The sequence below is a fragment of the Herbidospora yilanensis genome, from assembly GCF_001570565.1.
Taxonomy (GTDB): domain Bacteria; phylum Actinomycetota; class Actinomycetes; order Streptosporangiales; family Streptosporangiaceae; genus Herbidospora; species Herbidospora yilanensis.
The window spans coordinates 249,200-262,705 of sequence record NZ_BBXE01000017.1; the positions used below are offsets into that span (position 1 = coordinate 249,200).

The 13,506-nt window shown below is 72.7% G+C and carries 13 protein-coding genes; 9 read left to right on the forward strand and 4 right to left on the reverse strand.

From position 1 onward, the window contains the following. Positions 1-10 precede the first annotated feature (10 nt). The 3 genes from AW273_RS10860 (at position 11) to AW273_RS10870 (ending at position 1,581) form a co-directional block, all read left to right on the forward strand. Entirely contained in the window at positions 11-508 is a 498-nt protein-coding gene (locus tag AW273_RS10860) for a hypothetical protein (protein WP_062347829.1), read from the forward strand. Between the two features lie 10 nt (positions 509-518). Continuing rightward, a complete protein-coding gene (locus tag AW273_RS10865) occupies positions 519-953 on the forward strand; it encodes a type II toxin-antitoxin system PemK/MazF family toxin (RefSeq protein ID WP_062347999.1) in 435 nt (144 codons plus the stop codon). A 106-nt stretch (positions 954-1,059) separates the two neighbouring features. After that, entirely contained in the window at positions 1,060-1,581 is a 522-nt protein-coding gene (locus tag AW273_RS10870; RefSeq protein ID WP_062347831.1) for a hypothetical protein, read from the forward strand. Positions 1,582-1,591: 10 nt separating this feature from the next. Here AW273_RS10870 and AW273_RS38530 read toward each other — a convergent pair whose 3' ends face one another. Next, positions 1,592-2,386, reverse strand: a complete 795-nt coding sequence (locus AW273_RS38530) for a CHAP domain-containing protein (protein WP_062347833.1) — start codon at positions 2,384-2,386, stop codon at positions 1,592-1,594. 156 nt (positions 2,387-2,542) lie between these two features. On the opposite strand from AW273_RS38530, the gene AW273_RS10880 reads away from it, so the two are divergent. Further along, the gene (locus tag AW273_RS10880; protein ID WP_232327274.1) at positions 2,543-3,271 is read left to right on the forward strand and encodes a DUF3152 domain-containing protein; all 729 of its coding nucleotides are present in this window, start codon (positions 2,543-2,545) and stop codon (positions 3,269-3,271) included. Positions 3,272-3,397: 126 nt separating this feature from the next. Here AW273_RS10880 and AW273_RS10885 read toward each other — a convergent pair whose 3' ends face one another. Continuing rightward, the gene (locus AW273_RS10885) at positions 3,398-4,423 is read right to left on the reverse strand and encodes a LacI family DNA-binding transcriptional regulator (protein WP_062347834.1); all 1,026 of its coding nucleotides are present in this window, start codon (positions 4,421-4,423) and stop codon (positions 3,398-3,400) included. Positions 4,424-4,453: 30 nt separating this feature from the next. Further along, a complete protein-coding gene (locus AW273_RS10890) occupies positions 4,454-5,653 on the reverse strand; it encodes a PucR family transcriptional regulator (protein WP_062347836.1) in 1,200 nt (399 codons plus the stop codon). A gap of 188 nt (positions 5,654-5,841) precedes the next feature. Here AW273_RS10890 and AW273_RS10895 point away from each other — a divergent pair, with 188 nt between their 5' ends. Genes AW273_RS10895 through AW273_RS10915 form a run of 5 tightly spaced genes read left to right on the forward strand, consistent with a single transcriptional unit; the run spans position 5,842 to position 10,649 of the window. Beyond that, the gene (locus AW273_RS10895; RefSeq protein ID WP_062347838.1) at positions 5,842-6,612 is read left to right on the forward strand and encodes an ABC transporter ATP-binding protein; all 771 of its coding nucleotides are present in this window, start codon (positions 5,842-5,844) and stop codon (positions 6,610-6,612) included. 28 nt (positions 6,613-6,640) lie between these two features. After that, positions 6,641-7,408 (forward strand): ABC transporter ATP-binding protein, encoded by a 768-nt coding sequence (locus tag AW273_RS10900; RefSeq protein WP_062347840.1) that lies wholly within the window; start codon positions 6,641-6,643, stop codon positions 7,406-7,408. Next, the gene (locus tag AW273_RS10905; protein ID WP_062347841.1) at positions 7,405-8,295 is read left to right on the forward strand and encodes a branched-chain amino acid ABC transporter permease; all 891 of its coding nucleotides are present in this window, start codon (positions 7,405-7,407) and stop codon (positions 8,293-8,295) included. Before AW273_RS10900 ends, AW273_RS10905 begins: the two co-directional genes overlap by 4 nt. Continuing rightward, entirely contained in the window at positions 8,288-9,388 is a 1,101-nt protein-coding gene (locus AW273_RS10910) for a branched-chain amino acid ABC transporter permease (protein WP_062347843.1), read from the forward strand. Before AW273_RS10905 ends, AW273_RS10910 begins: the two co-directional genes overlap by 8 nt. Beyond that, the gene (locus tag AW273_RS10915) at positions 9,378-10,649 is read left to right on the forward strand and encodes an ABC transporter substrate-binding protein (RefSeq protein WP_062347845.1); all 1,272 of its coding nucleotides are present in this window, start codon (positions 9,378-9,380) and stop codon (positions 10,647-10,649) included. Before AW273_RS10910 ends, AW273_RS10915 begins: the two co-directional genes overlap by 11 nt. A gap of 1 nt (position 10,650) precedes the next feature. Here the strand turns inward: AW273_RS10915 and AW273_RS10920 are convergent, their stop codons facing one another. Continuing rightward, on the reverse strand, positions 10,651-13,500 hold the full coding sequence (locus AW273_RS10920; protein ID WP_157555685.1) for a tetratricopeptide repeat protein: 2,850 nt from the start codon (positions 13,498-13,500) through the stop codon (positions 10,651-10,653). Positions 13,501-13,506: the final 6 nt, after the last annotated feature.

A 13,506-nucleotide genomic window follows, 5' to 3' on the forward strand; every position in this document is an offset into this window, starting at 1 on the left:
GTGCCAAGGGATGAACCAGGAAAAATCCCGCCACGTCATGTCGACCGCGCCCTACGCGTGCAGTTGCGGGGCCGACCTGCCCGACCAGGTGTCGGCCGAACTCCACGCCTCCGAGGCCAACCTGTGCACGGTCTGCCTCGGCACCCTCGAAGAGGAGCCCTACCCCGGCTGGCGGCGGCGCTGCCTGGCCTGCGCCGGGACCGGCCGCCGGGGCCCGCAGCTCGTGTGGGAGCTGGCGCACGCCGAGGCCGAGACCGCCATCCCGGTCCGGGTGGTCCTGGCGCTGCTGCCGCACCGGCCGTTCCGCCTGTCCGAGCTCGCCGACCTGGTGCGCGAACGCCTCAACCTGCCGCCGGGCAGGTTGCCGGTCGGCCCCCGGGTGCGGGACATCCTGCTGCAGCTCCAGCAGGAGGGCGAGGTCGCGCTCATCTCCGCGCCCGAACAGCTTCTGGACGATTCGGGAGCGGTCCTCTATGACGACCCATACTGGGTGAAGACCGTCCGATAGAGTGCGTATCGTGCGTGATCATGGAGAGGACCCGCGCCCGTCGCGGGGCGCCGTCCGCGAGGTCCACCGGATCGACCGGGCGGCCCGTATGGAGTACTCGCCCGACCTCGACGGCATGGCCGACCCGGGCGAGGTCGTCTGGACGTGGGTCCCCTACGAGGAGGACCCGTCACGCGGCAAGGACCGCCCCCTGCTCGTCGTCGGCCGCCACGGGCGCCGTCTGCTCGGCATGATGCTCTCCAGCAAGGGCGACGACGACTCCCGCGACTGGCTGCCGCTGGGCGTCTGGGGCGGCGACCCCCGCCCGTCCTACCTCCGCCTCGACCGCGTCTTCGAGATGAACGAGGACGACATCCGGCGCGAGGGCGCGGTGCTCGACCCGATGCGCTTCGCCCGGGTCGCGGCGGTGCTGAAGAAGACGTGGGCCTGGGCGGCCGACGGCTGACCGGTGGGCTGTAGCCAGGAATCGTAGGCGCGTAACGGACCTATCTGTAGTCCGATGAACAACCGACGGCGCCGTTCCTGCCTTCGGCACGCAAACGAGGTACGCGATGTTCTCCTGGCTGGCCTCCCTTCTCGTCCCCCTGATCATCATCGCCACCACGATCGGCGGAATCGTGGCGCTGGGAGAGCGCGCGCTGATGGACGACGACACGTCTCATCCGAACAGCGGCGTGGAGGCCACGATCAGGTTCGTCGCCATCGGCACGGGGCTGGCGGCGTTCTTCGCCCTCAAGGCCTCGGGTCTCACCGTCTTCGCGCTTCTGAAGAAGCCCATCGCCGACGACGAGATCATGGTGTTCGTCCTGGCGGCCGTGCTGGTCCCCCTGATCATGGGGTTCCTGGTGTCCGCCTACTACATCAAGGCTCTGCGGGCACGCACCGACCTGGTTGTCAGAGTCTTCACGTTCCTGGGCGCGCTCTTCCTCGCCGAGATGATCGACATCTACGTGAACTCGTGGACGGCTTCCGGGTTCTCGCTCAGCAAGTACCTGGTGCCGAACCTCAGCCTCATCGCCGGGGTCGGTTTCTACACCTTCGTGAGGTTCGATTCCCGCCGGCAGCCGATCTGACCACCGATCCCTACTCGTAGGGCCGGGAGCGGCGGCTGGAGGAGACTCGGACGGCCACCGAGGCCATCGCCCGCTCCGCCGCCTCCGGGGACGCCCCCAGCGACGGCGGCGGCTCCGCCGGGGCCGGCTTCCGCCTGCGGCGGTGGCGGCCTTCGGAGAAGGCGAGCTTCCGCACGTGGAAACCGCCGAAGACGAGGCTCACCCCCACCGCCACGACGAGCACCCCCGTCGCCATCGCCGCGACCGGGTCGACCCCGGCCGCCTGGCTCGTGGTCGCGCTGACCGCGTCGGGCCGTAACGCCAGCGACACGTCGGCCGGTTCGACCGTCAGGTCGGGCCTGACCATCCGGGGGACGCCGTAGCCGACGACCTTGCTCTCGTCGCGGACCTTCCGCTTCAGCCACACCTTGTCGACGTTCGCCTCGATCGTGTGGATCTTGCCGCCGTCGACCCTCTCGACGATGCCCACGTGGTCGATGCCCTTGATGTCGTCGCCACCCGCCCAGTCGAAGAAGACCAGGGCGCCCGGCTCGGGTTCGTCCGTCCACGCCTGGTGCTGTTCGAACCAGCGCGCGTGGGAGGGCGTCCAGGCGAAGGCGCCGACGTAGTCGGTGACTCCGGCCCGGTCCGCGGCCCAGGCGATGAACATGTCACACCACGGGGCGTTGCGGTACTGCGGATCCTTGACGGTCTCGGCGTACCACGCGCCGTATTTGGTGTGCTGTCCGGGCTTCTCCCGGTATCCGAGCTCTCGGGTGACGACGGCTAAAAGGTCGTTGGTGATCGTCTCTGGGGAACGTTCCACCCGCTGTGTCCTCCATGCCTCCCGATACCTGGACTGTAATTCGGAAATCGGAAGTACGCCCCCGATTCACCAGAAAGGGCGAGCAATACCCCCCAACCGTAACTGTGCGGATGATCTCCTCCCGTATGATCACGTTCAGTTCATTTTGGGAGGGTCGTGAACCACCGTGTCCTGTTCGCGGCGGCCGGGATCGCCGTGGTGGGGGCGGTGACCTGGGGTTTCGCGCTGCCCTCCGAGGAGGTCCCGGAGCCGGTGGCCCAGAGCGGGACCGTGCCACCGCCGGCCTCCCCCCGGGCGACGCTGCCGTACATCCCGCCGCCCGCCCCGACGCCGCCTCCGCCGAGGACGCCGAAGAAGGTCAAGGTGCCCGAGAAGGGCTCCGGGAAGTACCGCGTCGCCGACGGCGGGTCCGGGGCCCGGCCGGGCCGGGCGCCCGTGATCAAGTACATGGTCGAGGTCGAGAAGGGGCTCCCCTTCGACGTGGACGAGTTCGCGACGGCCGTGCACGAGATCCTGAACGACCCCCGGGGCTGGGGACGGTTCGAGCGCGTCTCGAAGGGCGCGGCCCGGCTCCGGGTCACGCTGGCCACCCCCGGCACGACCAACCGGGAGTGCCTCCCGCTGCGCACGTTCGGCCAGTTGTCCTGCTGGAACGGCCACCGGGCGGTCATCAACGCGCGCCGCTGGGCGTTCGGCGCCGACACGTACGAGGACCTCGACCTCTACCGGAAGTACGTCATCAGCCACGAGGTCGGCCACGGCCTCGGGCACGGCCACCGCGACTGCCCGGCCCGGGGGCGCGCGGCCCCGGTGATGGTCCAGCAGACGATCTCCCTGCGCGGCTGCAAGCCCAACCCGTGGCCGAACCCCGGCCGGGAGCCCTGATGAACCTCCCGGCGCCCTCGACGACGGCCTGTCCGTCAGCGGCGCGGCGTGGCTGCTGGTCTTCGAGGGCGTGAACGACGTCGGCCGCCGAGGCGACCGAGGCCGCCCGCCGGCGCGGCTGGTCCGCTAGGCCGACTCGCGGACGACCAGTTCCGGTTCGAAGATGACCGACTTCGGCCGCCGCGACGGGTCTTCGATCTGGGACAGCAGGAGCCGGGACATCTCCGCCGACATGTCCTCGACCGGGTGCCTTATGGTCGTCAGCGGCGGCCGGCAGGCCAGCGCGGCCGTGCTGTCGTCGAAGCCGACGACCTTGAGGTCGGCCGGGATGCGCAGGCCGCGGGCGGCGGCGACCTCCAGGGCGCCCTGGGCCATCAGGTCGTTGGCGACGAACAGGCCGTCGATCCGCGGCTGCTCCGCCAGCAGCCGGGTCATGGCCGCCTCACCGCTCTCCTTGGTGAAGTTGCCGGCCACGCTGGGCACATAGGCGTGGCCGTGGCGGGCCATCGCCTCGCGGAAGCCCGACAGGCGTTCCATCGAGGCGAGCACGTCGAGGGGGCCCGAGATGGTGGCGACCCGTTCGCAACCGCGCGCGACCAGGTGGTCGGCGGCCATGCGCGCGCCCGCGCCGTGGGCGAGGTCGACGTACGAGATGGGGATCGGCTGGTCGGGGCGGGCGAACAGGACGACGGGGGTGCCCGACTCGGCCAGCATGGCCGGGAGGGGGTCGTCGGCGTGGGTGGTGACCAGGATCGCGCCGTCGACGTGGCCCTGCCGGACGTAGTCGACGACCTGGGCGCGCGCGTCGGCGGCCTCGGCCAGCATCAGCACGAGGTGCACGCCGAGCGGGCGCAGGTGGCCGCTGATGCCCTCGACGACGCGGCCGAAGAAGGGGTCGGTGAAGACGCGGGCGAAGAACTGGCCCGCCCCGGAGACGATGAGCGCGATCGAGCCGGTCTTGCCGGTGACGAGCTGGCGGGCGGCCCGGTTGGGCACGTACCCGACCTCGGCGATGGCCCGGCGGACCACCTCCTGGATCGACGGGTCGACGTTGCGGATGCCGTTGATCACGCGGGAGACCGTCGCGCGGGAGACCCCGGCGGCCCGTGCCACGTCTTCCAGCGTGGGCGAAGCCACCCGATCTTCCCTCATATCCGCCACTTTAGCGGAGAGCGCTCTCCATCAGAGGGGTAAGAGGCGCACGGCGTCCAAGGCGAGGGTGAGGTCCACGATGTCGCGCGGGCGCGACAGGGAGCGGCCGGTGAGCTGCTCGATGCGGCGGATCCGGTTGATGATCGTGTTGCGGTGGCAGTAGAGGCGGCCGGCCGCGCGGGCGGCCGAGCCCTCGCACGACAACCAGGTCTCCAGTGTCGTCAGCAGCACGTCGCGGTCGGCGCCCTCCAGCGCCAGCAGCGGTCCCAGCACGCCCCCGACCAGGTGGCCCGACAACTCCGGCTGGCAGATGACCAGCACGGTGGCGAGCCGCTGGTCGAGGCGGGCGATCTCGGGCCCGGCGTCGGCGCAGGTGCGCATCGCGAGCTCGGCCAGGCGGTGGGCGTCGCCGAGGTCGACCAGGCTCTCCACCACCGGGCTCACCCCGGCCACGCCGCTGACGAGCAGGCGCAGCCCTTCGGTCAGGTCGTCGAGGGAGGCGTCGCCCAGGGCGACCACGCCGACCTCGTGACCGGTCCGCATCCGCCACATGAAGCGCATCCGGCCGATCTTCTCGGGCAGCCGCGTGCCCTCGTGGTCGTGGCGGATCGGGAAACGCACCGTCACGACCGCGAAGCGGGCCCGTTCGGGCAGGTCGAGGGCGGCCGAGGCGCCGCGCACCACGCCGGCGTCGGCGGTGCCGTCGAGGAGGGCGTCGAGCAGCGCGTTCACGCGTTCGTGGTTGCGCCCGAGCAGTTCCTGCTCCCTTCTCCGGTAGGTGTTCCCGGCGACCAGCGCCTGCCGGTCGATGGCGTGCCAGACGTGGGTGGCCACCCTGACCAGCACGCCGACGCGGCCGGGCTGCTCGCGCTCCACGTAGTCGACGATGGCCGACCACATCACCTGCGCGGCCAGCCGGTACATGCGCATCAGGGAGTCGACCGGCAGGCCCTGCTCGGCGCGGCGGCGGGCCATCGACTCGGTGAAGGGCAGGTCGCGGCGCTCGTGCCGGTCCTGCAGGATCGTGGTGATGCCGATCCGCAGGCCCTCGCGGGTGCTCTGCCAGTGGTCGTCGGCGGGCACGAACGTGCAGTAGGCCTCGTCGCCGCCGCGGACCCGCGTCACCAGTTCGTCGGTCAGCTCGGGGAGCCGGGCCAGGAGGGCCCCGGCCGCGCCGCGCAGCAGCTCACGGACCTCCGCATCGTGGTTGGACTGCGTAAGGGAGCGCATCTCCCCAACCTGCCACCCGCCCCGTTCCGGAACAAGGTTCGGTTTCGTTTCGTGACACGCCGTTGTGCGGTTGCACAACGGGGTCCCGTCATGAGTGGGCAGGGGTCGCGACTTCACCGGACGCTCTGGACGGCCGTGCGAGCGCGGGGTTTGGTGTGCACCACCGACGCACTTGGAGGAATCACGTGATGGCCGATCTCGTCGTCCGCGATCTGGTGGTGGGCTACGGGCCGGTGCGGGCGCTGCGCGGGGTGTCCATGCGGGTGCCGTCCGGGTCGATCGTCGCCGTGCTCGGGGCGAACGGCGCGGGCAAGTCGACGCTGCTGCGGGCGATCTCCGGCACGCTCCGGTTCCACCGGGGCGCCTGCCGGGGCGCCGTGACCCTGGGCGACCGGCGGCTGACCGGGCTCGACGCTGCCTCGGTGGTGGCGCGCGGGGTCGTGCAGGTGCCCGAAGGGCGGCGCGTGTTCGCCCGGATGACGGTCGAGGAGAACCTGCGGGCGGGCGGTCTGGGCCGGCCGCGCCGCGACTACGCCAAGGCGCACGACCAGGTGGTGGAGCTCTTCCCCGTGCTGAGGGACCGCGCCCGGCAGCGGGCCGGGCTGTTGTCGGGCGGCGAGCAGCAGATGCTCGCCATCGGGCGGGCGCTGATGGCCGGGCCGACGACGCTGCTGCTCGACGAACCCACCCTGGGGCTGGCCCCGCTGATGGCCGCCCGCATCGCCGAGACGATCAAGGAGATCAACAGTTTGGGCACCTCGGTCCTGCTCGTGGAGCAGAACGTGGCGATGGCCCTGTCGCTGGCGTCGCACGCCTACGTCCTGGAGGTCGGCGAGGTCGCCCTGGAGGGCGCCGCCGCCGACCTGCGGGCCGGCGACGAGGTGCGCCGCCGCTACCTCGGCGTCGCCGACGCCGTGGAGGGCACGCTCGAGACACGCACCCTGTCGAGGTGGTCGTAGCATGACGACGGCATACCAACCGGACGGTATGGAACCTCTGGAAGTCCGCGACGTGACCGTGCGGTTCGCCGGGCTCACCGCCCTCGACGCCGTGAGCTTCACCGTGGCGCCCGGCACCGTGCACGCCGTCATCGGGCCCAACGGGGCCGGCAAGTCGACGTGCTTCAACGTGTTGTCGGGCGTCTACAAGGCGACCTCGGGCTCGGTCAGGTTCGGCGACGCCGAGCTCACCACGCTGAAACCGCACCGGATCGCGGCGCTGGGCGTGGCCCGCACGTTCCAGAACATCGCGTTGTCGCCCCGGCTGCCGGTGCGCGACAACCTGCTGCTGGGCCGGCACCGGCTGACGTCGTCGGGGTTCGTCTCGGCGGGGCTGCGCCTGCCCGCCGCCCGGCGGGAGGAGCGACGGCACTTCGCGCGGGTGGCGGAGATCGCCGAGTTCGTCGGGCTGACCGGCAGGCTCGCCTCGCCGGTGGGGCTGCTGCCCTACGGCGTGCAGAAGCGGGTGGAACTGGCCCGCGCCCTGTGCATGGAGCCCCGGCTGCTGCTCCTCGACGAGCCGGTGGCCGGGATGAACAGCGGTGAGCGCCAGGAGATGGCCGAGCTCATCCTGTCGGCGCGCGACAGCCTCGGCATCTCGATCGTGCTGGTCGAGCACGACATGGGCATGGTCATGCGGCTGGCCGACCGGGTGACCGTGCTCGACTTCGGCCGGCGCATCGCCGACGGAACCCCTGCCGAGGTGCAGGCCGACCCCGCCGTCATCGGCGCCTACCTCGGGACGGAGGGCACGTGACCACGTTCGTGGAGCTGCTCGTCAACGGGATCTCCATCGGGGCCGTGTACGCGCTCATCGCGCTCGGCTTCGTCATCATCTTCAAGGCGACCGAGGTGGTGAACTTCGCGCACGCCTCGCTGCTGCTGGCCGGCGGCTACCTGGTGGCCCGGTTGTGGCCCCTGGTGGGCTTCTGGGCCGCGCTGCTGATCGGCGTCGCGGCGGCGGCGCTGGTCGCCGCGGCCATCGAGTTCCTGGTGATCCGCCGGGCCGACGTGGCCTCCCACAGCGTGCTGGCGATCGTCACCATCGGCGTCGACATCGTGATCACGACCGAGCTGACCCGGCAGATCGGCACCGACGTGCTGGCCATGGGCGACCCGTGGGGCAGCGAGGTGGTGCGGTTCGGCGGGGTCACCCTCGCGGAGACCCGGATCGTGGCGCTCGTGACGGCGGCGGCGCTGATCACCGCGTTCCTGCTGGCGTTCAAGTACACCGGCTGGGGCGTCGCCATGCGCGCCGCCGCCGAGGACGCCGAGACGGCCGCGCTGATGGGGGTGCGGCTCGGCCGGGTGTCGATGAGCGCGTGGGCGGTGGCGGGCGGCCTGGCGGCGGTGGCCGCGTTGTTCCTGTGCGTCTTCCCCACCCCCGGGCTCGACCGCAGCACCTCGCTGGTCGCGCTGAAGGCGTTCCCGGCCGCGATCCTCGGCGGGCTCGACTCGACCACGGGTGCGCTGGTCGGCGGCCTGGTCATCGGCGTGACCGAGTCGATGATGAGCGGCTACCAGAACGACATGGTGTTCCTCGGCCGCGGCATCGGCGACGTGGCGCCGTTCCTGGTGATGCTCGTGATCCTGCTCATCCGGCCCGCCGGGCTGTTCGGGACGAAGGAGCTGGCCCGTGTATAGGTGTCTCGCCTGGACCGGCGTCGCGGCCGTGTTGTTCCTGGTGCCGTTCTACCTCGACGGCTTCTGGCTCCAGACCGGGCTGTTCGCGATGTCGGCGGCGATCGGGGCGATCGGCATCAACCTGCTCACCGGGGCGACCGGCCAGCTCTCGATGGGCCACGCGTTCTTCCTCGCGGTCGGGGCCTACGCGTACGTGTTCTTCTCCGCCGAGCCCACCGCCAAGCTGGGCGGGCTGGGCCTGCCGACGGGGCTCGCGGCGGTGCTGGCGGTCGTCGTCGCGGGCGTCGCGGGCGGGCTGTTCAGCCCCATCGCCGGACGGCTGAAGGGCGCCTACCTGGGCATCGCCACGTTCGCGCTGATCTTCGGAGGTCAGCACGTCCTGTTCAACGCCGAGCACCTGACCGGCGGCTTCAACGGCCGGGCGGTGCCGGAGCTCGACCTGTTCGGCTTCTCCTTCGGCGACACCCCGGCGCTGGTCGTCCTCCAGGTGCCGTTCGGCACGCTGGAGCGCCTGTGGTTCCTCGGGCTCGCCCTGGTGGCGCTGTCGATCGTCTTCGCCCAGGGCGTGCTGAAGGGCCGGCCCGGCCGGGCCATGAACACCATCCGCGACCACGAGATCGCGGCGGGCGTGATGGGGGTGCCGGTCGCGCGTTACCGGGCCGGGGTCTTCGTGCTCTCCAGCATGTACGGCGGCCTCGCCGGCGTCCTGCTGGCACTGGTCTTCCAGCGGACGGTGCCCGAGTACTTCGGCGTGCTGCTGTCCCTCGACTACCTGGCCATGATCGTCATCGGCGGCCTGGGCTCGGTCGGCGGCGCGGTCGGCGGCGCCCTGTTCGTGTCCCTGCTGCCGCAACTGCTCACGAAGTACAGCGACTCGATCCCGCTGGTGGCCGCCCCGGGGACGCCGGGGGGCGTCTCCCCCGCCGAGGCCGCCCGCATCCTCTACGGCGCGGCCGTCGTGACGGTCGTGCTCTTCCTGCCGGGCGGCCTGCTCGGGCTGATCCGGAAGATCCGCCTGAGACCGCCGCGCCTGCGGCTGCCCCTCTCCTCCCCCTCCCCCTCACCAGAAACCAGGAGTCCGCATGTCCCTTGACAGGAAGGCCGCGATCGTCATCGCGGCCCTGGCGCTCGCCGCGTCGGCCTGCGCCAGCGACAAGGCCACCGGCGGGGCGGCCCCGGCCACCGCGACGGGCGGCGACGGCGTGAAGACCGGGCCGGGCGTGACCGAGACCACGATCACGCTGAGCCTGCTGACCGACCTGACCGGGCCCTACGCCTCGCTCGGCAAGAGCGTCACGCAGGCCCAGCAGATGTACTTCGAGCAGCTCAACGCCGCCGGGGGCGTCTGCGGCCGGACCATCGAGACGGTGGTCCGCGACCACGGCTACGACGTGCAGAAGGCGATGGCGGCCTACGCCGAGGTCGCGCCGCGCACCGCCGCGATCCCGCAGTTCATCGGGTCGCCGATGGTGACGGCGCTGAAGGAGAAGATCACCGCCGACAAGATCCTCACGCTCCCGAACGCGTGGGCGACCAGCCTGCTCGGCAGCGACGCGATCCAGGTCACCGGCACGACCTACGACGTCGACATGATCAACGCCGTCGACTTCCTGACGAAGGAGAAGGGCATCAAGGCCGGCGACAGGATCGGGCACCTGTACTTCGAGGGCGACTACGGCGAGAGCGCCCTCAACGGTTCGAAGTTCGCCGCGGGAAAGGCCGGCCTCGAACTGGTCGAGCAGAAGATCAAGGCCACCGACCAGGACATGACCGCGCAGGCCACCGCCTTCAAGAAGGCCGGCGTGAACGCGATCCTGGTCTCGGTCGGCCCCCGCCAGGCCGCCTCGCTGGTCGGCGTGGCGCTCGCCTCCGGCCTCGACGTGCCGTTCGTGGGCAGCAACTCCGCCTACAGCCCGCTGCTCCTCGACACGCCCGCCGCGCCCGCGCTGCTCAAGGACTACTACGTGGCCACGGCCGGGGCGCCGATCTCCGCGCCGCTGCCCGTCTACCAGAAGCTCATCACCGACTACGAGGCGAAGTTCCCCGGCGAGCCGCTCGACAGCGGCGTGGCCTCCGGCTACACGCAGGCCGTCATCATCGGCGACGCCCTGAAGGCCGCCTGCGCGGCCAAGGACCTCAGCCGCGCGGGCATCATCACGGCCCACCGGTCGCAGAACGCCTGGGAGGGCGGGTTCGGCGGCACCCCGATGGACTTCTCCGTGTACGACAAGCCGGCGTCGTTGTCGACGTACATCGTGAAGCCCGACAAGGAGGCGATCGGCGGAGCGGTGATCTTCAAGGAGCACACGATCTCCGACCTGGCCAAGGAGTATCAGGTCCCGCCGCCCGCGTAGGTCAGCCGCCCTCCTCGGCCACCAGGTCCCTGACCAGCGGCGGGAGGGGTTCGCCGGTCAGCTCACGCCACCGGTCGCCGATCTCGCCGGGCCCGGCCGGGGCGACGCAGCGAACGACCCAGTCGAGCGCGGCCTCCGCGTCGCCCCTGGCCTCGGCGACCCGGACGAGCTGGCGGCAGGTGGCCGTCGTCATCCGCCGGTCGCCGAGACGGCCGTTCGCGTCCAGCGACCGGCGGAACCACCGCTCCGCCTCGTCGAGCCGCCCGCGTTCGCAGGCCACCCGGCCGAGCCCGTGGCAACTGCCGGCCATCACCGGCCGGTAGTCGATCTCCTCGCCGGTGGCCAGGGAGGTGCGGTACCACTTCTCGGCCTCGTCCCACTCCCCCAGTTCCTCGGTGACCCGGCCGAGCTGGTGCTGGACGGCGGCGAGCCGCGCGTCGGCGGGCCGCTCCGGGAGCGCGGCGAGCAGGTCGCGGTAGGCGCCGCCCGCCTCGGCCAGGCGGCCCGCCGCGAGGTGGCGCTCGGCGTCCCCGGCCACCAGGGCGAACCACAACTCCCCGGCGGGGCCGTCGAGGGCCGGGGCGAGGCCGCCCGCGAACTCCAGGGCGCGGCGGCCCCGGGCGGTCCACGCCCGCCCCTCGTCGTCGAGGTCGTCGGACCAGCGTGTGGTGAGCACCGTCGCGATCCGCCGCGCGGACCGCCACTGGCGGCCGTCGAGGGCCGAGCCGAACACCCCGGCCAGGCTGTCGTACTGGACTCGCAGCACACGGTCGGCCAGTTCGGCGTCGCCCTCGGTGAGCTGGTGGTGCAGCCGCTCGGCGAACTCGGCGGTGGCCTCCAGGAGGGCGAAGCGGGTGGTGGCGTACTCCTGGTCGAAGCCGCGCTGCCCGGCGGCCCGCCACTCCTCGACCAGGTAGGGGCGCAGGGCCGGGTGGACGGCGTACATGCCGAGCGCCATGGCCAGCGCCGGGCCGGTGCCCAGGCCCTGGGAGGTCTCGGTGCTGACGCGCACGCGGGTGAGCAGCCCGGTCGCGACGGCGCGGTCGAGCTCCGAGCGCCAGGCCGCCGGGCCGAGACCGCGGAAGGCGTCGGGGGCCGACCAGAACCGCGACAACACGGCCAGGACGTCGGTGATCACCACGCCGGGGAACAGCGCCGCGGCGCCCAGCCGCCGCCGCTCGTCGGCCGACAGGTAGGCGAGGGCGTGGTGGACGCCCGCGCCGAGCAGGTCGCGGCCGAGCCCCCGGTGGCGGAGGGCGTCGAGCAGTTCCTCGGGCTCGGTGTCGGCCAGCCGGGGCAGGATCAGCCGCATGGCGAGGGGGTGCCCCGCCAGGGCCGCCATCAGGTCGGAGAACAACCACCGCTGGCGCCGGGCCGCCGCCTGGGGGACGCCCGCCAGCAGCCGGTCGGCGTATTCGGTGGCGTCATCGGCGTTCAGCCCGGCCACCTCGATCCGGGGCAGGTCGCCGAGGCGGGGCTCGGGGGTGCGGCTGGTGATCAGCACCGCGCCGCGCTCCGACGCGGCCACGTCGGCCACGAGGTCGCGCAGGGCGGCCGGTCCGTCGTCGAGGGAGTCGAGGGAGTCGAGGGTGTCGAGGCCGTCGAGGATCAGCAGCAGCCGCCGCTCGCCGAGGAGCCGCCGCACCAGGTCGCGGCGCCGGTCGCGGCCGGCGCGGGCGAACTCGGCGCCCAGGTGGGACAGGCCGAGTGCGGCGACGACCCCGTCGGGGCCCGAGGCGCGGTGCCGGACCACGCCGCCGGGCTCGGCTCCGCCCGTGCGGGCCCACCAGCGGCCGAACGCCTCGGCCAGCTCGGTCTTCCCGATCCCCGGAGGGCCGTGCAGCAGCGCGGCCCCCCGGTGGTGGAGGTGGTCTTCCAGCTCGTGGAAGAGGTCGTCGCGGCCGACGAACGTCTCCCGCGCCGGGGCGGGCTCGGCCTTGTGGGCGCGCAGGCCGGGGAAGCGCGCGTCGCGGCGGAGGTGGTGGACGGGGACCAGCCAGTCGTCCAGCCGCAGCGGCCCGCGCAGGCTGGGGCGGCCGGGGCGGGCGGCCAGGCGTTCGCGGCCGGCCGTGACGGCGCCGGCGACGGTGTCGCCGGCGATCAGGCGGTCGTACAGGCAGGACAGGAAGTCGGCGGCGGCGGCCGGGTCGAGGCGGTAGGGCAGGGCCACCACCGATCCGGCGGCCCCGGCCAGCGTCGCGGCGGCCTCGGGCGGGCAGCCGTTGGCGATCACCAGCGGCACGTCGCCGAGCGCCTCGGCGACCTCCTCGGCCGGTCCCGGCAGGCCGCCGCCGTCGAAGTGGACCACGTGGAAACCGGCCGCCGCCTCGCGGAGCCGTGCCAGGGTGGGCGGGCGCAGGACGACGAGGGCGTCGCCGCCGAGCCGCTCCAGCAGCGGGCGGGCGACGATCGGGTGGTCCCCCCGGGAGAGCACCGAGAGCACCCGCAGCCGGTCGCCGGGCACGGACGCGGGCGGGCCGGGATCGGTTCCGGGCGCGGCGCGCACCACCGCGACCCCGTCGAGGACCAGGAACCGGCCACGCTCCGGGTCGCGCAGCAGCTCCCACGGCAGGCCGGCCTCCCGCCCCCGGATCACGAGCTCGACCGGGCCCCCACCGGCCCGCGCCGCCTGGTAGGCGGCCCGCCGGTCGTGCGTGGTGAGGACGGCGGCGAACAGCGCCTCGCCCCACTCCGCGAGCTCCGCGGAGACCTCGGCTCCCCGGGCGGCGCCGACGCCGTAGGGGACCCTGCGGTAGTCCTCCAGATACCACCGCAGGTCGGGCAGGTCGGGCGAGCCGGCGAAGGGGGCGGGCCCGTCATCGCCGACGTCGAACAGCAACCGATCAACCACTTCGGG

Bases quoted from the DNA above. Each gene is read 5' to 3' on its own strand.
- AW273_RS10860 (WP_062347829.1), top strand. From the start codon at position 11: ATGAACCAGGAAAAATCCCGCCACGTCATGTCGACCGCGCCCTACGCG.
- AW273_RS10870 (WP_062347831.1), top strand. From the start codon at position 1,060: ATGTTCTCCTGGCTGGCCTCCCTTCTCGTCCCCCTGATCATCATCGCC.
- AW273_RS10885 (WP_062347834.1), bottom strand. From the start codon at position 4,423: ATGAGGGAAGATCGGGTGGCTTCGCCCACGCTGGAAGACGTGGCACGG.
- AW273_RS10890 (WP_062347836.1), bottom strand. From the start codon at position 5,653: ATGCGCTCCCTTACGCAGTCCAACCACGATGCGGAGGTCCGTGAGCTG.
- AW273_RS10895 (WP_062347838.1), top strand. From the start codon at position 5,842: ATGGCCGATCTCGTCGTCCGCGATCTGGTGGTGGGCTACGGGCCGGTG.
- AW273_RS10900 (WP_062347840.1), top strand. From the start codon at position 6,641: ATGGAACCTCTGGAAGTCCGCGACGTGACCGTGCGGTTCGCCGGGCTC.
- AW273_RS10915 (WP_062347845.1), top strand. From the start codon at position 9,378: ATGTCCCTTGACAGGAAGGCCGCGATCGTCATCGCGGCCCTGGCGCTC.